We start from the raw sequence: 18,440 nt of genomic DNA, 5'->3' as shown, positions 1-18,440 counted from the left end.
CTTCGCACAGACGCAGGGTGTGGTTCAGCATCCTCACGATAGAGACCGGATGGCCTTTCGGGGTCGCAGCGGTGTAGAGATCTATCATGGTTGTCTCCCTTTCATCCCGCCAAGCCTCGGCAGTTGACCGCCGCAAGTCAAGGAACGGAGAAGAACCGATTGAAACAGTCTGCAACAAGGACTGCCCCCGACTCGTCATTCAGGTGCAAATGATGGCCACCGGGTAACCGTTCCAGGTTGAAAGGTAGTTGATCCAGCAGCCCGGAATGACTGGCCAGCATGCCCTGTTCTGCCACCACCAGGGTCCCAGGACAATTCACCCGCCGGATGAAGGACATGGCCTGTTCATCGGTCAGACGCAATGGCGACGGCAAGGTCAGGCGACTGTCGCTACGCCAGCTATAACCACCGGGGACGGGCATCAGACCGCGCTGAGCGAGTAGTTCTGCCGCCTCGCGGCTAACCGCCACCATGCCCTTCATCCGCGCCTCAATGGCTCGTTCGAGCGTCGGATGCACCGACTTGCGCTTGTGCTGCAGATCAAGCTGCGCTTGCAGGGCCTGGCCCATGCGCTCAGCCGTACCCTCTACCGGGCCGTTGCGCAACATGATCCCGTCAATCAAGGCCAGGTGCGTGACGCGCTCGGGAAACGAACCCGCAATCACCACCGAAACTATCGCCCCCAACGAGTGCCCCAACAGGGCGAACCGTTCCCAACCCAGCTGCTCGGCCACGCACAGCACATCAAAGGCGTAATCGGCCAAGCTATAGCCCGCCCCGCGCGGGCGGTGATCTGAATGACCATGGCCGGCAAAGTCCAGTGCCGCGATGCGCAAGCCCGGCAGTTTTGGCGCCAGCCGGGCGAAGCTGTTGGCGTTGTCCAGCCAGCCGTGCAGGGCAATTACCGGCAGACCGTCCGGCGGGCCAGACATGTGCGCAGCCAGTTCAATATGCGGCAGGCTCAGACGTACTTCTTCAACCACAGGACTCATGGGACATGCTCTTCAAAGACTTGAGGTTAAGGGCGATGAGACGCCGTTGCGGCCATGACCCGAACACTACGAAACTGCAACAGCCCCGGGCTCCCAGCGGGCAAAAATCTGTTTGAGCAATACAGCGGTGTCTTGCGGCTGCTCCAGCGGGAACATGTGCCCGCCCGGTACGCTCAGTGACTCACCGTTGGGCATGCGCGCCACGGCCTTGGCATGATGGCTCATGACTACCCGGCTGTCGCGTCCACGCACGACCGTCAGCGGCACTTGCAACTGGAAGGCGCGCCCGGGGCTGGTGTGGGGGACGCCCCGGTAAATATTAATCTCGGTCGCCGGGTCGAAGCTCAGGCGCAAGCGATCGTCGACGGCCTGCAAACCGTGCTCCAGGTACGCTTCGAAGCAGTCAGGATCAAAACTGCGAAACAGCGACTTGCCCGCAAAGTAGGCACGGGCGGTCTCGCGATCGGCGAACTCTTCACGCCGCCCCAAAGTACGTCCCGCCGGAGTCAGGCGATCAATCAAGCCAAAACGCTTGGCGGCGCGAATCACCCACCGGTCGGTAAGCGTCAGCACCGGCGAATCAAGCATGACCACGCCTTTGTATAAATGCGGACAACGGATTGCCGCATGCAGGTGCAACATCCCGCCCAAAGAGTGGCCAACGCCCAGTACCGGTCCGGCTTGCTGCTGCAGGTGGAAGATCAGCTCATCGACCAGGTTGTGCCAGTTGTCATCCACCGGAAAACGCGGGTCATGCCCGTGCTGTGGCAGGCATGCCACGTTGAAGTCCGGGGTCAGAGCATCGAACAACTTGCCATAGGTAGCAGAAGGGAAGCCGTTGGCATGGGCGAAAAAAATCTGCCTAGACATACAAGGCGTCCATAAGTAGAGAGTCCAGCTTATTGTCTGCAGGAAAAATACTCATATCAATGACCGTATGCGCCATGAGTGACGCCACTACGGCCATTATCTGAGCATTTGATCAGCGCACGGGCGGCGCTTCACCCAAGGGCACTACCGCGATGGTCAGGCGGGAGATGCAGCTGAACTTGCCGCTGTCGTCCGTCAGGCGGATATCCCACACATGGGTGGTACGGCCCATATGAACCGGGCGAGCCACCGCAGTCACACGCCCGCTGCGTACACCACGCAAGTGGTTGGCGTTGACCTCAAGACCGACGCAATAAAACTTTGAGGTGTCGACACACAAGAAACTGGCCATTGACCCCACCGTCTCGGCCAGCACTACTGAGGCGCCACCATGCAACAAGCCGAAAGGTTGATGGGTACGGTGATCCACCGCCATGCTGGCCGTGATCGACTCATCGTCGAAGGCGTCGAACGTAATGTCCAGCACGTCGCAAATAGTGTTTTTGCGCAGAGAGTTGAGCTTTGCAAGGTCCGGCGTGGTGGTCCACGAGATCATGGTTCATTCCTTGGGTCAGAGAGCATGGCTGGCCGGCTTGCCATAGCGCAGCCCCATGCAGGTTTTTTGTTTTGTACTCAGGGATGCCACAGGTTGCACAACGTCATGCTGCCCGCCAGCGGCCACTCACCCTCAAGTTCCGCCAGGCTGGCCGTATGCATTGGCTGCGGCTGGCGCATATGGCCATGCATTAACAGGCTGATCAGGTCACCCACAAAAGGCTGATGGGTAACCAGCAGCACATTGCCGCTATCGGGAAGCTGGCTCAGGGCCTGCCGTGGATCGCTATCGGGAGTCAGCCACGGCACGCTGATGAGTTCCGGGGCGAAACCCAGCGCATTGCGTACCAGCTCAGCGGTTTGCTGAGCCCGAACGTACGGGCTTGCCAAAATGCTGTCCAGTGGCTGATCAAGCAACCGGGCAGCACTGTGCAAAACCTGTTCACGCCCTTTTACGGTCAGCTCGCGCTCGGCATCACGTCTTGCGTGGGGCTGGGCCTCACCATGGCGCAAGATCCAGATTTTCATGGCTTGGTCTCTGCGCCGCCAGTGGGCGCCACGTACGGAGCCTCGCCTTCTGGCGCACGCGGGGCGGGCCAATCGGCAAACGGCCAGGGCTTTTGCTCGGTGTGAAAGCTGCCGAAGCGCCCGATTTGTGCGAGGTAAAGGCTCAGGCTATCGCCAAAGTTCATCAGCCCGGCGTTAGGTGCACCGTAAACCAGACGGTAAATCAGTTGCACCAGCACCAGCCCGCCAAGCACCAGTTGCGCGACCTGCCAGACCAGAAGAAAGACCAGCATCCAGAACACGCGCAACACAATGGACTCGTACTTGGGTGCATTTTTTGTATCGTTCATATGCTGCTCCTGTCGGGCTCAGTTGAAACCACTGGTGGAGATAAAGTCGACATCGGTTTTGGGCTCGGCGCGCATCAGCAGCTCAATTACCTGATTGAGGGTGCGGCCCTCAAACAGGATTGCATGCAAGCCTGCGACCAATGGCATATAAACATTCAACTCCTGGGCCTTGACCTTGAGCACCTTGAGCGTATTCACGCCTTCTGCCACTTCGCCCAGGCGGGTAACGGCCTCTTCCAGACTCAAACCCTGGCCCAGGGCAAACCCGACCTGATAGTTGCGGCTTTTGGGCGATGAGCAAGTGACGATCAAATCACCTACCCCGGCCAGTCCGAGAAAAGTCATGGGGTTGGCGCCCTGACTGACTGCAAAACGGGTCATTTCTGCCAGGGCACGGGTAATCAGCATGCTCTTGGTGTTTTCACCCATTTCCAGTGCCACGGCCATGCCGGCAATAATTGCGTACACGTTTTTCAACGCCCCGCCCAACTCCACGCCGAACCGGTCAGCACTGGCATAGACCCGAAATGTGCGGCCGTGCAAAGCCGCTTGTACCCGAGCGCAGAGCTCTTCGTCGGCACTGGCGACCACTGTGGCCGTCAATGCATGTTCGGCAACTTCACGGGCCAGATTGGGGCCGGACAGCACGCCGATTCTGGCTTGAGGAGCGATTTCCTCAAGAATCTCGCTCATCAGCTTGAAACTGTGAGCTTCAATGCCTTTGGTCAGGCTGACCAGCATTTTGCCGCTCAGGCGTTCGGCATGCTCTGCCAACACATTGCGCAAGGCGCTGGAGGGCAATGCCACAAAGCACAGTTCACAGGCTTCAAGCGTTGCCTGCAGGTCGGTGACCGGCTCAACCAGGGGGTGAATCTTGATGCCTTTAAGGTAGCGAGGGTTCTCGCGATTCAGGCGAATCGCCTCGGCTTGCTCCGGATCCCGCATCCACTGGCGCACTGGATGACCGTTTTCTGCCAGCAAGTTGGCCACGGCGGTGCCAAAACTCCCGCCTCCCAAGACCGCAATAGCGTGCTGTTCAGTCATATGCAATCCCGTCATCTATATAGCAGTGGCAATACCGGCATTATACGGAGCACATCCCTCAAGGCGAGACCTTGAACGATTGATTGCATGGAAAAGAGTCGGCGGCGACTGGAAAAGCGAAACAGCTCAGTTACCATGCCGCCTTGCGGTTCACACTCCAAGGCAACATTGCTGCGCACAAGAATGGCGACCTCAAGTCAGGGATGGCAGTACACATGGGCTATACCTCCAGTACCAAGGGCAAGACTGATGGAGCACCGCCCCCATGAGCGTTCGCAGTCGCTGGAACATACATACCCGCACGCAAATGATGAGCCTGGGCCCAGCGTTGCTCCTGACGTTGCTGTTAATCAGTCTTTTTACCTTTATTCGCATCCAGGACTTGCGCCAGGAGCTGAATCACACCGGCCAGTTGATTGCCAACCAGCTGGCGCCCGCCTCGGAGTACGGGATTTTATCCGGCAATACCGAGATGCTGAACAGCCAGGCAAAGGCCTCGCTGAACACGCCACATGTGCAATTTGTACAAGTGCAGGACCCTGCCAACAACATGCTGTTTCATGCCGAGCAACCGGCTTCCGGTGCGGACCGGGAATCACATGCCGAGATATTCCAGGCACCGGTTCGCATGCAGGGAAACGGCTCCGGTGATTACCTGGTCACCCGCGACCTCCAGGCAACGCTGCCGAGGGAAGGCTATCCGGGCCGGGTACTGGTCGGCATTTCCAATGAGGCATTCGACAAGCGCCAGCAAGAAATCCTGCTCAAGGCATTGATCCTGGCGCTGTTTGCACTGGGTTTTACCTACCTGCTTGCCCGTCGCCTTGCAACCAACCTGTCCAGACCCATCATCGATATGAGCAATGCCGTCAAAGCCATTCAGCAAGGCGATTACAAAATGCATTTGCCTGTGGTCGACGACAGCGAACTGGGCAGTCTGGCCCGGCATATCAATAACCTTGCCGACGGCCTTGAAAAAGCCAGTCGCGAGCAGGAAGCAACCATCGCGCAACTGATTCAGACACGTGAAGAGGCTGAACGGGCCAACCGCGCAAAAACAGATTTCCTGGCGATGATGAGCCACGAGCTACGCACCCCGATGAATGGCGTACTGGGGATGCTGCAATTACTGGAAACCACTGAGATGACGCCCGAGCAGATCGAGTATGCGGCTCTGGCCTCGGAGTCTACCGAGCACTTGCTCAAGGTGATCAACGACATCCTCGACTTCTCGAGAATTGAGCGCTCGATTCTTGACCTCGAACGCATCCCCTTCAATCTGGCCGAACTGGTCAGCAACTGCGCCCAGGCTTTTCAGCACAATGCCGGACAGCGCGGGTTGCTGTTGCAGCTGTCGATCCCTGATGGCTTGCAGGACTTGCACGTACTCGGCGATCCGACCCGCATCCGGCAGATTCTGGTCAACTTGATTGGCAACGCCTTGAAGTTTACCGAGTATGGGCAAGTCAGCATCGAGCCGCTCTGGCAGCCTCTGGACCATGAACTTATCTGGTTCACCTGCACCGTACGCGACAGCGGTATCGGGATCAGCAGCGACAAGCTGGACTCGATGTTTAATGCCTTCCAGCAAGCCGACAGCTCGATTTCACGTCGTTATGGCGGCACCGGACTGGGATTGCCCATTGCCCGCACGCTGGCTGAACGCATGGGCGGCACGCTGCATGCCAAGAGCGAAGAATCCCTCGGCTCGGTATTTACCCTGGAGATCCCGCTGGAACTGCACCATCCCGTTCCCCAGCAGCACCAACCGGAGTTGGCGACTGAACCGATGCGTACCAAGGGCCGTAAAATCCTGCTGGTGGAAGATAACCGGGTCAATCAGACAGTCATTGAGGCCGTGTTGAGGAACCTGGGGTATGAGGTGAGCATAGTCAGTGACGGTGCACAGGCGATTCACCATGCCAACACCGAGAACTACGCGGCCATTTTGATGGACTGCCGGCTACCGATCATTGACGGCTATGAAGCTACCCGGCAAATCCGCCAGTTATCAGGCTGCACCACGGTGCCCATCATTGCCCTGACAGCCAACGCCCTGCAGGGGGACAGGGAAAATTGTCTGCAAGCGGGAATGAACGATTACCTCGCCAAACCATTCAAACGCACTGACCTGGAGCAAATTCTGCAGCGCTGGGTGCAGTAACCTGTAATCAGGGGCTGTTCCGGTTTCCCGGGGACGGCGCTGTCCGCAGCCCCTGCGCAGTGACCAAAGCACTCTGGCCGCGGCAACATCCCGGCCCGACGAAACCTGAACAGGGCTTGTAGAACCACCTGCGACTGGCGTTAAAGGCAAAAGTGCGGCAGTCTTAGACACCCGAATGGGCCCCTGAACCGGCCTGATTTAAATTTTCAGTGCACAAGTGTACATTCTTGCCCTTTGCGCTGTGACTTTCACTACAACGCAATAGTCTATGTGTAGGCTGGCGAACTGGAACGCGAACGTTCCGGTTGGTCGGGAAGATTTGCCCCACCCTGCCGCATGGGATTATTGAGGAGCTCGCATGACCAAACAAAACGCCTTTACTCGGGAAGATTTGCTGCGCTGTAGCCGCGGCGAGCTATTCGGCCCAGGTAACGCGCAACTGCCCGCCCCGAACATGCTGATGGTGGATCGCATCACCCATATCAGCGAAGAGGGTGGCAAGTACGGCAAAGGTGAATTGGTCGCCGAGCTGGATATCACCCCTGACCTGTGGTTCTTTGCCTGTCACTTCGAAGGTGATCCGGTGATGCCGGGCTGCCTGGGCCTCGACGCCATGTGGCAGCTGGTTGGCTTTTTCCTGGGCTGGCAAGGCTTGCCGGGCCGCGGCCGTGCCCTGGGTTCGGGCGAAGTGAAGTTCTTCGGTCAGGTCTTGCCGACCGCCAAGAAGATCACTTACAACATTCAGATCAAACGTGTCCTTCGCGGCAAGCTGAACCTGGCAATTGCCGATGGTTCCGTCAGCGTCGACGGTCGCGAGATTTACACCGCCGAAGGCCTTCGGGTCGGCGTTTTTACTTCCACTGAAAACTTCTAAGGGTTATCCGCATGCGCCGCGTCGTTATCACTGGTCTGGGCATCGTTTCGTGCTTGGGCAATGACAAAGAGACCGTCTCCGCTAACCTGCGTGCAAGTCGCCCTGGCATCCGATTCAACCCGGAATATGCCGAAATGGGTCTGCGTAGCCAGGTTTCCGGCTCCATCGACCTGCCTCTTGAAGAGCTGATCGATCGCAAGATCTATCGCTTCGTCGGCCACGCGGCGGCTTACGCCTACCTGGCCATGAAAGACGCCATCACCGATTCCGGCCTGACCGAGGAGCAAGTCTCCAACCCGCGTACCGGCCTGATCGCCGGCTCCGGCGGCGCGTCGACCTTGAACCAGATGGAAGCGCTGGACATCCTGCGCGAAAAAGGCGTCAAGCGTGTAGGTCCTTACCGCGTTACGCGGACCATGGGCAGCACCGTTTCCGCCTGCCTGGCCACCCCGTTCAAGATCAAGGGCGTGAACTACTCGATCTCCTCTGCCTGCGCCACCAGTGCCCACTGCATCGGTACCGCAGTAGAGCAGATCCAGCTGGGCAAGCAGGACATCGTATTTGCTGGCGGCGGTGAAGAAGAACATTGGAGCCAGTCGTTCCTGTTCGACGCCATGGGCGCCTTGTCCACTCAATACAACGACACGCCAGAGAAAGCATCTCGCGCCTACGACAAGAACCGTGACGGTTTTGTCATTGCAGGCGGCGGCGGCATGGTTGTGGTTGAAGAGCTGGAACACGCCCTGGCCCGTGGCGCCAAGATCTACGCCGAAATCGTCGGCTACGGCGCGACGTCCGACGGCTATGACATGGTTGCCCCAAGCGGCGAAGGCGCCATCCGCTGCATGCAGATGGCAATGGCTACCGTTGACGGCCCAATCGACTACCTCAACACCCATGGCACCTCTACTCCGGTAGGCGACGCCAAGGAAATGGAAGGTGTTCGTGCGGTGTTCGGCGACAAGGCTCCAGCCATCAGCTCCACCAAAAGCCTGTCGGGTCACTCCCTGGGCGCCGCAGGCGTTCACGAAGCGATCTACTGCCTGCTGATGATGGAAGGCAACTTCATTGCCGGCTCTGCCAACATCGAAGAGCTGGACCCGGTTGTCGCCGACATGCCGATCCTGACCAAGAGCCGCGAAGACGTCACGCTGAACAACGTGATGAGCAACAGCTTCGGCTTCGGTGGCACTAACGCCACTCTGGTTCTGAAGCGCTGGACTGGCAAATAAGCCTTCCGCTCGCGAAATGAAAAATGCCCCGACCGGTTCGGGGCATTTTTTTGTCCGGAAGAATCTGGCGAAAGTTGCTCCGGCGACACTGACTTACAAGCAAACGCCAGCAGTCCCTAGCGCTTTTTCGGCAACACCGACAGGAAATTATCCCTGGCCACCTTGCGCGCAACGCTTTCAGGCAAGGCATCCAGAAACGGATCAAAACTGCGTAACTCTTGCCCCACTTTGTCGAAACGCCCCACCACATCGGATCCCAGCATAAAACGCTCCGGGAAGCGCTCTACAAGCGCGACCCACTCAGGCCTGGCCTTGCCCTGCTCATCCAGCAGATACGGCGTGAGCATGCTCCAGGACAGGTCCACGTAGAGATTGCGATGCTGGGCCAGAAGTCGTGTCAGTTCGGGTAACAGAAAGGGCATCCGGGTCTGGTGCCTATGGATTTCGACGCTGCTGCCTGCATGGGCCCAAATAAACCGGGTATCCGGGAACTGCGCCAGCGGCTCTTCAATTTCGGCCAGATACAGCGGGTTCCTTTCCCGTTTCGAAGTGATGTTGGAGTGCAACAGAACTGGCAGATCCTGCTCCCCTGCCAATTTGTAGACCTTGGACATGGCCTCGTTATTGGCCCGCGGTGTGTCCCCGGAGATGAGCGCCGTCAGGTCGTCATGGCGGGTGAAAACCTCGCCAATGCCTTGCCACAAACCGGGGTTGAGGTCGAGCATGCGCTGAATGTGCTCGGCAGAATTTTTGTCATTGGGATTAAAACCGGACAGGAACGGATGAAAGTGCTCACGCTGTGCTGCTGTCAGCTTGTTGACGGCTGCAGCCACCCACACATCGGTCGCGCTATACCAATAGGCATCAGCGTCATCGCCAGCGTAGTAACGCGGGCGCTTGGGTTCGTCTTCATGCCATTTTTTGGCCACGGGGATTCCGGAAATCATCACGTGGTCGATTCGATTGCTGGCCATTTCCTGAAGCAATGCGTCCATTCCGGCGGTTTCCTGGAAGAAATCGACGTAATGTAAATGTGCATCGCTGTAGGCATAGTCGCGGGCCTGCACCCACATGCTGGTCGTCGCAAGGGCCCAGGCCACAACGTAGTGTCTTATTCGCAACCTGAATCTCCTGTCTGTTGACTCCAATAGACCCGCCCGCCTGTTCAAGGGTTCAGCCTGTGATCAAAGTGAACGCATAACGCCCGGCATGTTCTATAAAGATCAGGACCTTTATCACTGCCAATCTGAGGTTTGCCATGACTGTTACCGTTAATACCGAGTCCCACGAAGGCTTTCGTCACAGCATTAAAATCGACGATCACGAAGTGTTCACCGATTTGCCCAAAGCAATGGGCGGCGAAAGTTCAGCGCCCTCGCCCCATGATTATTTCGATGCCGCCCTCGGTGCCTGCAAGGCGCTGACGCTCAAGCTCTATGCGCAAAAGAAAGATATTCCGCTGACTGGCGTCACGGTCGAGATCAAACACGACGCCAGTGAAGAGCAGCTCGGCAAATACGCACTGCACGTCAAACTGACGCTCAAGGGCGTACTCACCGACGCCCAGCGCCAGGAGCTGCACCGGGTGGCCGACAAGTGCCCGATCCACAAGCTGATGACCACTGCAGACGTCACCATCGAGACTCACTTGTCTGAAGGTGCTTTCAGCCAGTAATGTCTCGGGAGTACGGGGGCACATGACAGCGTTGGGTTATGCTCAACGCTTCTCCATTGCCGGGACCGCACCATGCATGAACTGACCGTGATTCGCCCCCGCGCCGAGGATGTCGAAGGGCAACCCATCCTGCGCCCCCTGCCGTCAGCGAAATGTCGCAGTGTCGGCCCTTTCGTGTTCTTCGATCACATGCTGCGTACCGACTATCCGCCCGGCCACGGGATGGATATCAGGCAGCATCCGCACATTGGTCTGTCTACCCTGACCTATCTGTTCGAAGGACAGTTGCAGCACAAGGACAGCCTGGGCTCTGACCAGCAGGTAGGCCCCGGTGAAGTCAGCTGGATGACCGCCGGCGCAGCCATTGCCCACATCGAACGCACGCCTGTCCCGCTGCTCGCCCGGGGATCAACCCTGCATGGCCTGCAAGTGTGGCTGGCATCCCCCAAAACCCGGGAGCAAGGTCCGGGGCACTACAGCCATCACCTGGCGGACAGCTTGCCAGTCAGCGATAGCCTCGGGGTAAGGATTCGCATGCTGGCAGGTACCGGGTTCTGTCTGGCCTCACCGGTGCCCGTGCTGTCACCGACCCTGTATGCCGAAATACATATGCAAACAGCCACCACGCTGCTTATCCCGGCAGAACACCAGGAGCGCGCGCTGTATGTGCTGGAAGGGCAAGCGCAGCTACAAGGCCAGGCCATTGAGCCACGCAGCCTGGTGCTGTTGCCCGCCGCAGAGGAACTGACCTTGTGCGCCGACAGCGACTGCCACGCGGTGTTGATAGGTGGCGCGCCGCTGGATGGCCCCCGGCGCATGAACTGGAATTTTGTTGCCAGTGATCCAGTGCTTATCGAGCAGGCCCGAGCGCGCTGGGCTGCCGGAGACTGGCCGACCGTTGCCGGAGAAAGCGGTCGTATCGAACTGCCCTGAACAGCCGCCGTGCCCTTACAACACCATTGCTGCAACCCAGCCAAACGCCAGCAATGGCAGGTTGTAATGCAGGAAGGTGGGCACCACGGTGTCCCAGATATGGTGATGCTGGCCGTCCACGTTCAAACCGGAAGTCGGACCCAGGGTTGAGTCCGAAGCCGGCGAACCGGCATCACCCAGGGCTCCGGCGGTACCGACGATGCAAACGATGGCCATCGGACTGAAACCCAGCTGCACACACAACGGCACAAAAATCGCCGCCAGAATCGGTACTGTCGAAAACGACGAGCCAATGCCCATGGTCACCAGCAACCCGACCAGTAACATCAGCAATGCCCCGACACCCTTACTGTGGTTGATCATGCCTGCAGACGCCTCAACCAGGGATTTCACTTCGCCGGTGGCTTTCATCACCTCGGCAAAACCCGATGCGGCAATCAGGATGAAGCCAATCATGGCCATCATTTTCATGCCTTCGGTGAACAGGTCATCGGTCTCACGCCAGCGCACAATCCCCGACGCCGAGAAAATCAGAAAGCCTGCCAGTGCTCCGATGATCATGGAGCCCAGCCACAGCTGAATGATAAACGCGGCAGCGATAGCAACTCCGGCCACCAGCAGGGTTCGCGGGTTGTAGCTGATAGCCACTTGCTCGACCTGCTCAATCTTGGCCAAATCATATTCACGCTTTTTGCGGTAACTGATGAATACAGCCACCAATAACCCGAACAACATGCCTAGCGCCGGGATCGCCATTGCGTGGGTGACATTGACCTGGCTGACATCCACCCCGCTCTTGCTGACGTTGGCGAGCAAAATCTGGTTGAGAAAGATGTTGCCGAAGCCCACCGGTAAAAATATGTATGGCGTAATCAAGCCAAAGGTCATGACACAGGCGATCAGGCGCCGGTCAATTTTCAACTTGGTGAGCACGTACAACAGGGGCGGAACCAGCAAGGGAATGAAGGCGATATGAATCGGCAGGATGTTCTGCGAAGAGATTGCGACCACCAGCAACAAACCGATCAGTAGCCACTTGAGGCGATTGCCGCCGACAGCCTGTTGTCTATTGACCATGATCAGGGCCTTGTCGGCCAGTGCATGGGCCAGGCCGGACTTGGCGATCGCCACCGCGAAGGCACCCAGCATTGCATAGGACAAGGCGACCTGCGCGCCGCCACCCAAGCCGCTGTTGAACGCATCGAGCGTTGCTTCGATGCCCAGCCCGCCCACAAGGCCGCCGACGACGGCACCCGTGATCAGGGCGATCACCACATGCACACGGGACAGACTGAGCACCAACATGATGCCGACCGCGGCAATTACTGCATTCATCATTACAACCTCTTAGCGCGCACTACGATAAAACACCGTAAAGCGGAAAATTTCGGGCAAAAGGCTGCTGTTCCAGTCGCCGGTCTGAAAGGGAGTGCTTATTTGGGGGCGCACACTTTGCAGCAGCATTGACGCCTTGTCAAAGCACACGCCAAAGGCCTGCGGGGATCATCGCCTGAACGGGGATACCCTTAATTCTGACAGGGTTTAATCTTTTTAAAATTTGAAAACGTAACCTCTAAATACAGATTTCCCCATAAAGAAAACTATCGGCTGGCCGCTAACAGACAAAGCCTCTATTCAGGATGTCTCCATGTCGCTCAGACAGCTTTCCATCCAATGGAAAATCACCCTCCTCGCCGGACTCTGCCTGCTGGGTATCGTCGCTCTTCTGGTGGGACTTTCCCTCTACCGCATGGATTACACGGCCGATCTGGTGGAGGCCTCAAGCACGCAGATGCTCAATGAGTCCGCACAGGCCCGTATTGAGGCCCAGGGCGAAGCTCAGGCGTTGGCCATCAGTCGCCAATTTATGGACGCCTATCAATACGGCAACGGGTTTGCACGACAAGTCCTGTTTTTACGTGAGCAATCGGAAAAGCGCTTTCTGGATGCTTTCGATCTGCGTGAAGATCTGACCCGACAGGTGAAAGCGGCCCTGCAGGCCAATCCCGACTTGCTTGGTTTGTCCCTGGTGTTTGAAGCCAATGCGCTGGACGGCAAGGACCAGCTGTTCGACCATCAATCAGAGCTGGGCAGCAACGACAAGGGCCGTTTTGCCCTTTACTGGTCGCAACCGACGCCGGGCAAGCTGACGTCGATGGCACTGCCTGAAACCGACATGACCGATACCAGTACCGGGCCCAGCGGCCAGGCGAATAATTCATGGTTTACCTGCCCGCGTACGACGCTCCAGCCGTGCATTATCGAACCTTACTTTTACGCGATCGATGGGCAAAACGTTTTATTGACCAGCATCGTTTTTCCGCTGATGGTCAAGGGCAAGGTCATCGCCTCGCTCTCGGTTGATATCAACCTCAACAGCCTGCAAACCATGAGCCAGCTTGCCAGCCAGAAGCTTTACGACGGGCAGACCAGCGTCAGCATTGTCAGCTCGGCAGGCATATTGGCCGGTTTTAGCAGCGACGCGAGCAAGCTTGGCCAACGTCTGGATCAGATTGACGCTGACGATGGTGCCCGGTTGAGTCAACTGATGGCCAGCGGCGGTCAGCCCCAGAGCATTCATGGTCACCAGCGGTTGAAAATCCTGACCCCGTTCCTGCCGATCCCGGGCAGCAAGCCGTGGGGGGTGTTACTCGATGTGCCGGAAAAGGTACTGGTCGGGCCGGCCCAGGCGCTGCAAGCAGAACTGGACGAGCGCAATAAGGCAGGCACCCTGATTGAGCTGTGCCTGGGCTCTCTGGCAGCAATCATCGGCCTGCTGCTGGTATGGCTGATGGCCCGCAGTGTGACGCGACCGATTCTGGGGGTAGCGCGCATGCTTGAGGACATTGCCAGCGGCGAAGGCGATCTGACCCGACGCCTGGCCTACGACAAGCAGGATGAACTGGGCCAGCTGGCAGGCTGGTTCAACCGCTTCCTCGACAAGCTGCAGCCGATCATCGCCGAGGTGAAACACTCGGTTCAGGATGCCCGCAATACGGCCGATCAATCGGCGGCCATTGCCACCCAGACCAGTGCCGGCATGGAACAGCAGTACCGCCAGGTCGATCAGGCTGCCACTGCCTCCCATGAAATGAGCGCTACGGCGCAAGATGTCGCACGCAGTGCCGCGCAGGCTGCTCAGGCAGCGCGCGATGCCGACCAGGCGACACGCCAGGGGCTGACCATCATTGACCGTACAACGTCCAGCATCGACCACCTGGCTGCCGACATGAGCGTAGCCATGACCCAGGTCGAAGGGTTGGCGGCCAATAGCGAAAAAATCGGTTCTGTACTGGAAGTGATTCGCGCGATTGCCGAGCAGACTAATTTACTCGCCCTCAATGCTGCGATCGAGGCGGCCCGAGCAGGCGAAGCCGGGCGCGGTTTTGCCGTGGTGGCTGACGAAGTGCGCAATTTGGCGCGACGAACCCAGGAGTCGGTGGAAGAAACCCGACAGGTGATTGAACAACTGCAAATCGGCACCAAGGATGTAGTGACGTCCATGGGCAACAGCCATCGCCAGGCCCAGGGCAGTGTCGAGCAGGTCGGTCAGGCAGTAACGGCATTGCAGCAAATCGGTGATGCCGTGAGCGTGATTACCGACATGAACTTGCAGATTGCCAGTGCCGCCGAAGAGCAGAGTGCAGTGGCTGAAGAGATCAACAGCAATGTGGCCACTATCCGCGATGTCACGGAATCATTGTCCGGACAGGCCAATGAGTCGGCACGGGTCAGCCAGTCGCTGAACTCACTGGCCAACCAGCAGCAAAAGTTGATGGATCAGTTCCGCGTCTGACCTGAAGTGGCATGATTGACGGCGACCCCGGGGCCGCCGTCATTTTCAGCTCCTGCGGGCGGGTAGCCTGATCATCACCGACAAGCCGCCCAGCGCCCCCGTTTCAAGCTGCATTTCCCCACCCCAGACATCCACGATATCTCGCACAATGCCCAGGCCCAATCCATGGCCACTGGTTTGCTCGTCCAGCCGTGTTCCACGGCTGATGACTTGGTCGCGCTCTGTCTCGGGTATGCCCGGCCCATCGTCCTGGACTTCAATCTCATACCCGCCCGCGGTCTGGCGGATGTTCAGTTCTACTTGCGAATCCGCCCATTTGCAGGCGTTGTCCAATAGATTGCCGAGCAATTCGAGCATGTCTTCACGGTCCCAAGGCATGTGCAGTCCTGGACTGGTGTTTAGCCTTAACGCCAAATGCCCGCCGTGAATCATGCCAAGGGTCGCCATCAACCCCGGCATTTCGGCGTCGACATCGAATTGAGCGCCCGGCAAGGCATCGCCTGCCAGACGGGCACGATTAAGCTCCCGACTCATACGTTGCTGCATCTGTTCTAACTGATCGCGCAGGGTTTTCTGTATCTGGGGATAAGCATCCAGCCGGCTGTCCTTGGCCAGGCTGATTAATACTGCCAACGGAGTTTTTAACGCGTGCCCCAGGTTGCCCAAGGCATTACGTGAACGCTTCAGATTGTCTTCAGTGTGGGCCAACAGGTGGTTTATCTGAGTGACTAAAGGCTCAAGCTCAAGGGGCACCTGGGCGTCGAGTTTCGAACGTTGTCCGGCCTGTAACTGTGCGATCTGCTTGCGGGCCGTTTCAAGGGGACGCAAAGCCCGATTAACCGTGAGCCGTTGCAACAGCAAAATAACGATCAGGGCGAACACGCCAATGGCCAACCCTATGCGCTGAACCTGCATGAAGCTTTCGCGTATGGGTGTGTAGTCCTGGGCCACACTGATGGAAACCGCGTGGCCAAAACGCTGATAGTCACTGCGCAAGACCAGCAACATCTGCCCTTCGGGCCCCTCTTGCAACTTGCTGTCCAGGCCCGGATGACTGGGTCGCGGCAATTGAGCATCCCAGAGTGAGCGCGAGCGCCAATGGATGTCACCAAACTGGATGCTGAAGTAATGCCCGGAGAAAGGTCGATGGTAAGCCGGGGATAATCTGCGCTCATCCAGCTGCAAACCCTGGGGGCCCCGGCTCAAGGCAAGCAACAGGTTCTCGCTCTCGTTCTGTAGCCCCGACTCCAGATAGCGCTGAAGACCATTTTCAAATAGCCAGAGACTGACCTGACCGACCACCAGACCGGCAATCAACAGGACACTGATCAGACCCAGGCTCAAACGCCGCTGAATGGACTTCACTGGATGCCGGTACCAAAGATGTAGCCCTGCCCGCGACGAGTTTCGATGACTGTACGGCCCAGTTTTCGGCGCAGATGGTTCACATGAACCTCCAGCACATTGGAGTCGCGCTCGGTCTCGCCATCATAGAGGTGCTCAGCCAGGTGGCTTTTGGACAGAATCTGTTGAGGATGCAGCATGAAGTATCGCAAAAGACGAAACTCGGCGGCGGTGAGCTGTATTTCAGCCCCCTCATTGATGACACATTGGCGCGACTCATCGAGTTGCAGTCCCGCGGATTTCAATAGCGGTTGATTCGACTGGCCATGGGATCGCCGTAATAACGCCTGCACCCGCAGTTGCAGCTCTTCTGGATGAAAAGGCTTGGTTACATAATCATCGGCACCGGCCTTCAGGCCATCAATGCGCTCCGACCAGGAACTGCGGGCGGTCAAAATCAGTACCGGTGTTGTCAGCCCTGTGGCACGCCATTGTTTAAGCACATCCAGACCTGGTAGCCCAGGTAGACCCAGATCGAGAATGATCAGGTCATATGGCTCGCTCTGCCCCTGATGCAAGGCATCACGACCGTCGGCCAGCCAGTCGACCGCATAACCCTGGCGAGTCAAGGAGGCCATCAGTTCATCGGCCAAAGGAACGTGATCTTCAACCAGCAACAAACGCATTAATCATCGACCTTATCTTTGAGCAATTGGCCATTACTGGCATTGAGCTTGATCTCTCGCACGACGCCACTCGGCGTTAACAATTCGACCTCATAAATATAAATGCCGTCATCCTCTTCCAGCTCTACCTCCAGCAGCTTTGCCCCTGGATGGCGCTGGAGAGCGCTTTGCAGGAGCTGCTCCAGAGGCAGTATTTCACCTTGCTCACGTAAACGTAATGCTTCGTCCTGCCCCAAGTCCCGCGCCAGGGTCAAAGAACAAAACGCACCAAGCATCAACGCTACAACCGTGCCCACTCGCACATGTACTCTCATCGCTAGCCTCAACGGCCTCTCCGGTGTATGTGTGTTTTCCCGCTACAAATGCGTAAACCATAGCGTTGCAGGCTTAACTGAAGCTGAATTGCTCACTCCGCTGGATAGGTGGCAGAGCGCTATACTCGCTCATGTCGAGTTAACTGTTAAACTGGCGACCTGCATTCATCGCCCAGGCGATAGCCACCTTTTCAAGAGCTATAAACACTGTGGAAATTTTCAAAGAGTTTACCTTCGAATCTGCGCACCGCCTGCCTTTCGTTCCGCAAGGGCATAAATGCGGTCGTTTACATGGCCACTCGTTCAAGGTTGCAATTCACTTGAGCGGTGACATTGACCCCGCAACAGGCTGGATTCGCGATTTCTCGGAAATCAAGGCTATTTTCAAGCCGCTTTATGAGCAACTTGATCATAACTATTTGAATGATATTCCCGGTCTGGAAAACCCGACCAGTGAAGTATTAGCCAAATGGATCTGGCAACAGCTGAAACCTTTGCTTCCTGAACTGTCAGCGATTCGAATCCATGAAACCTGCACCAGTGGCTGTATTTATTACGGTGACTAAAAAGTTCGCATAAAAAAACCACCTTTATTGGTGGTTTTTTTATATTTGAAATTTGGCGGACTGCACTGACCCGGGCAAAATCCCTGTAGCACTGTCGAAACAGGCTTTTCTCGGCACAAAAACAAACCCCCTGTCTGCGTGAGCAGACAGGGGGTTTGGAATTTAATCTTGACGATGACCTACTCTCACATGGGGAAACCCCACACTACCATCGGCGATGCATCGTTTCACTTCTGAGTTCGGGATGGGATCAGGTGGTTCCAATGCTCTATGGTCGTCAAGAAATTCGGTAGCCAGCGCGTTTACCTTACGGTCAACGTTCCAGCGAATGGGTATGTAATAAATTTGTGTGTTATGCAAACTTTCGGTTTGTATCGTCTTCACACACCGCAACTTGTCTGTTCTTGTCACCAAGAACGCAAATTGCTTGGGTGTTATATGGTCAAGCCTCACGGGCAATTAGTATTGGTTAGCTCAACGCCTCACAGCGCTTACACACCCAACCTATCAACGTCGTAGTCTTCGACGGCCCTTTAGG

Annotated in this window: 18 protein-coding genes, 2 rRNA genes and 1 pseudogene; 8 read left to right on the top strand and 13 right to left on the bottom strand. The window is 57.2% G+C overall.

The features are described 5' to 3' along the window. Positions 1–137: 137 nt before the first annotated feature. From WG29040_RS12175 to WG29040_RS12150, 6 genes are all read right to left on the bottom strand, one after another. Entirely contained in the window at positions 138–992 is an 855-nt protein-coding gene (locus WG29040_RS12175) for an alpha/beta hydrolase (RefSeq protein ID WP_003441611.1), read from the bottom strand. Positions 993–1,058: 66 nt separating this feature from the next. Beyond that, a complete protein-coding gene (locus WG29040_RS12170; protein ID WP_127196210.1) occupies positions 1,059–1,862 on the bottom strand; it encodes an alpha/beta fold hydrolase in 804 nt (267 codons plus the stop codon). Positions 1,863–1,974: 112 nt separating this feature from the next. Beyond that, a complete protein-coding gene (locus WG29040_RS12165) occupies positions 1,975–2,418 on the bottom strand; it encodes a hotdog fold thioesterase (RefSeq protein ID WP_003441605.1) in 444 nt (147 codons plus the stop codon). 77 nt (positions 2,419–2,495) lie between these two features. Beyond that, positions 2,496–2,945, bottom strand: coding sequence for a phosphohistidine phosphatase SixA (gene sixA / locus WG29040_RS12160; protein WP_003441601.1), 450 nt, complete (start codon positions 2,943–2,945; stop codon positions 2,496–2,498). Then, complete coding sequence (locus tag WG29040_RS12155) at positions 2,942–3,274, bottom strand: DUF4389 domain-containing protein (protein ID WP_003441597.1); 333 nt, start codon at positions 3,272–3,274, stop codon at positions 2,942–2,944. The genes sixA and WG29040_RS12155 overlap by 4 nt, the downstream gene beginning before the upstream one ends. Before the next feature lie 18 nt (positions 3,275–3,292). After that, positions 3,293–4,318: an NAD(P)H-dependent glycerol-3-phosphate dehydrogenase gene (locus tag WG29040_RS12150; protein ID WP_003441594.1), complete on the bottom strand. Its 1,026-nt coding sequence runs from the start codon at positions 4,316–4,318 to the stop codon at positions 3,293–3,295. Between the two features lie 265 nt (positions 4,319–4,583). Here WG29040_RS12150 and WG29040_RS12145 point away from each other — a divergent pair, with 265 nt between their 5' ends. From WG29040_RS12145 to fabB, 3 genes are all read left to right on the top strand, one after another. Then, positions 4,584–6,482, top strand: a complete 1,899-nt coding sequence (locus tag WG29040_RS12145; protein ID WP_127196209.1) for a response regulator — start codon at positions 4,584–4,586, stop codon at positions 6,480–6,482. Between the two features lie 358 nt (positions 6,483–6,840). Continuing rightward, positions 6,841–7,356, top strand: a complete 516-nt coding sequence (gene fabA, locus WG29040_RS12140) for a 3-hydroxyacyl-[acyl-carrier-protein] dehydratase FabA (protein ID WP_003441588.1) — start codon at positions 6,841–6,843, stop codon at positions 7,354–7,356. Between the two features lie 11 nt (positions 7,357–7,367). Beyond that, positions 7,368–8,588 carry a beta-ketoacyl-ACP synthase I gene (fabB, locus tag WG29040_RS12135; protein ID WP_127196208.1) on the top strand — a complete coding sequence of 407 codons (1,221 nt, stop codon included), beginning with the start codon at positions 7,368–7,370 and terminating at the stop codon, positions 8,586–8,588. A 116-nt stretch (positions 8,589–8,704) separates the two neighbouring features. Here fabB and WG29040_RS12130 read toward each other — a convergent pair whose 3' ends face one another. After that, positions 8,705–9,661, bottom strand: a complete 957-nt coding sequence (locus WG29040_RS12130; protein WP_165439789.1) for an amidohydrolase family protein — start codon at positions 9,659–9,661, stop codon at positions 8,705–8,707. Between the two features lie 185 nt (positions 9,662–9,846). Between WG29040_RS12130 and WG29040_RS12125 the strand changes: the two genes are divergently transcribed. Then, positions 9,847–10,263: an OsmC family protein gene (locus tag WG29040_RS12125; RefSeq protein WP_003441577.1), complete on the top strand. Its 417-nt coding sequence runs from the start codon at positions 9,847–9,849 to the stop codon at positions 10,261–10,263. Between the two features lie 72 nt (positions 10,264–10,335). Continuing rightward, the gene (locus tag WG29040_RS12120) at positions 10,336–11,196 is read left to right on the top strand and encodes a pirin family protein (protein ID WP_127196207.1); all 861 of its coding nucleotides are present in this window, start codon (positions 10,336–10,338) and stop codon (positions 11,194–11,196) included. 15 nt (positions 11,197–11,211) lie between these two features. On the opposite strand, the gene WG29040_RS12115 is transcribed toward WG29040_RS12120, so the two are convergent. Then, entirely contained in the window at positions 11,212–12,531 is a 1,320-nt protein-coding gene (locus tag WG29040_RS12115) for a Na+/H+ antiporter family protein (protein ID WP_003441573.1), read from the bottom strand. 313 nt (positions 12,532–12,844) lie between these two features. Here WG29040_RS12115 and WG29040_RS24725 point away from each other — a divergent pair. Together WG29040_RS24725 and WG29040_RS24720 are read left to right on the top strand one after the other, a co-directional pair. Further along, positions 12,845–14,134: pseudogene (locus WG29040_RS24725) on the top strand (HAMP domain-containing protein); the annotation flags it as partial. Between the two features lie 102 nt (positions 14,135–14,236). Further along, complete coding sequence (locus WG29040_RS24720; protein ID WP_369826391.1) at positions 14,237–14,992, top strand: methyl-accepting chemotaxis protein; 756 nt, start codon at positions 14,237–14,239, stop codon at positions 14,990–14,992. A gap of 45 nt (positions 14,993–15,037) precedes the next feature. Here WG29040_RS24720 and WG29040_RS12105 read toward each other — a convergent pair whose 3' ends face one another. The 3 genes from WG29040_RS12105 to WG29040_RS12095 are packed head-to-tail and all read right to left on the bottom strand — an operon-like array spanning position 15,038 to position 17,336. After that, on the bottom strand, positions 15,038–16,357 hold the full coding sequence (locus tag WG29040_RS12105) for an ATP-binding protein (RefSeq protein ID WP_003441570.1): 1,320 nt from the start codon (positions 16,355–16,357) through the stop codon (positions 15,038–15,040). Further along, entirely contained in the window at positions 16,354–17,022 is a 669-nt protein-coding gene (locus tag WG29040_RS12100; RefSeq protein WP_003441568.1) for a response regulator transcription factor, read from the bottom strand. The genes WG29040_RS12105 and WG29040_RS12100 overlap by 4 nt, the downstream gene beginning before the upstream one ends. Next, complete coding sequence (locus tag WG29040_RS12095; protein ID WP_003441566.1) at positions 17,022–17,336, bottom strand: PepSY domain-containing protein; 315 nt, start codon at positions 17,334–17,336, stop codon at positions 17,022–17,024. The genes WG29040_RS12100 and WG29040_RS12095 overlap by 1 nt, the downstream gene beginning before the upstream one ends. 209 nt (positions 17,337–17,545) lie before the next feature. Here WG29040_RS12095 and queD point away from each other — a divergent pair, with 209 nt between their 5' ends. Beyond that, the gene (gene queD / locus WG29040_RS12090; RefSeq protein ID WP_003441563.1) at positions 17,546–17,902 is read left to right on the top strand and encodes a 6-carboxytetrahydropterin synthase QueD; all 357 of its coding nucleotides are present in this window, start codon (positions 17,546–17,548) and stop codon (positions 17,900–17,902) included. Positions 17,903–18,068: 166 nt separating this feature from the next. On the opposite strand, the gene rrf is transcribed toward queD, so the two are convergent. After that, positions 18,069–18,184: ribosomal RNA gene (gene rrf, locus WG29040_RS12085) — 5S ribosomal RNA — on the bottom strand. 156 nt (positions 18,185–18,340) lie between these two features. Further along, positions 18,341–18,440: ribosomal RNA gene (locus WG29040_RS12080) — 23S ribosomal RNA — on the bottom strand; the annotation flags it as partial.

This window comes from Pseudomonas sp. PAMC 29040 (assembly GCF_003994535.1).
Lineage (GTDB): Bacteria > Pseudomonadota > Gammaproteobacteria > Pseudomonadales > Pseudomonadaceae > Aquipseudomonas > Aquipseudomonas paraversuta.
The sequence above is the reverse complement of the archived record's forward strand: the minus strand, read 5'-3'. Positions and strand labels throughout refer to the sequence as shown.

Bases quoted from the DNA above. Each gene is read 5' to 3' on its own strand.
- WG29040_RS12175 (WP_003441611.1), bottom strand. From the start codon at position 992: ATGAGTCCTGTGGTTGAAGAAGTACGTCTGAGCCTGCCGCATATTGAA.
- WG29040_RS12170 (WP_127196210.1), bottom strand. From the start codon at position 1,862: ATGTCTAGGCAGATTTTTTTCGCCCATGCCAACGGCTTCCCTTCTGCT.
- WG29040_RS12165 (WP_003441605.1), bottom strand. From the start codon at position 2,418: ATGATCTCGTGGACCACCACGCCGGACCTTGCAAAGCTCAACTCTCTG.
- sixA (WP_003441601.1), bottom strand. From the start codon at position 2,945: ATGAAAATCTGGATCTTGCGCCATGGTGAGGCCCAGCCCCACGCAAGA.
- WG29040_RS12155 (WP_003441597.1), bottom strand. From the start codon at position 3,274: ATGAACGATACAAAAAATGCACCCAAGTACGAGTCCATTGTGTTGCGC.
- WG29040_RS12150 (WP_003441594.1), bottom strand. From the start codon at position 4,318: ATGACTGAACAGCACGCTATTGCGGTCTTGGGAGGCGGGAGTTTTGGC.
- WG29040_RS12145 (WP_127196209.1), top strand. From the start codon at position 4,584: ATGAGCGTTCGCAGTCGCTGGAACATACATACCCGCACGCAAATGATG.
- fabA (WP_003441588.1), top strand. From the start codon at position 6,841: ATGACCAAACAAAACGCCTTTACTCGGGAAGATTTGCTGCGCTGTAGC.
- fabB (WP_127196208.1), top strand. From the start codon at position 7,368: ATGCGCCGCGTCGTTATCACTGGTCTGGGCATCGTTTCGTGCTTGGGC.
- WG29040_RS12130 (WP_165439789.1), bottom strand. From the start codon at position 9,661: ATGTGGGTGCAGGCCCGCGACTATGCCTACAGCGATGCACATTTACAT.
- WG29040_RS12125 (WP_003441577.1), top strand. From the start codon at position 9,847: ATGACTGTTACCGTTAATACCGAGTCCCACGAAGGCTTTCGTCACAGC.
- WG29040_RS12120 (WP_127196207.1), top strand. From the start codon at position 10,336: ATGCATGAACTGACCGTGATTCGCCCCCGCGCCGAGGATGTCGAAGGG.
- WG29040_RS12115 (WP_003441573.1), bottom strand. From the start codon at position 12,531: ATGAATGCAGTAATTGCCGCGGTCGGCATCATGTTGGTGCTCAGTCTG.
- WG29040_RS24720 (WP_369826391.1), top strand. From the start codon at position 14,237: ATGGAACAGCAGTACCGCCAGGTCGATCAGGCTGCCACTGCCTCCCAT.
- WG29040_RS12100 (WP_003441568.1), bottom strand. From the start codon at position 17,022: ATGCGTTTGTTGCTGGTTGAAGATCACGTTCCTTTGGCCGATGAACTG.
- WG29040_RS12095 (WP_003441566.1), bottom strand. From the start codon at position 17,336: ATGAGAGTACATGTGCGAGTGGGCACGGTTGTAGCGTTGATGCTTGGT.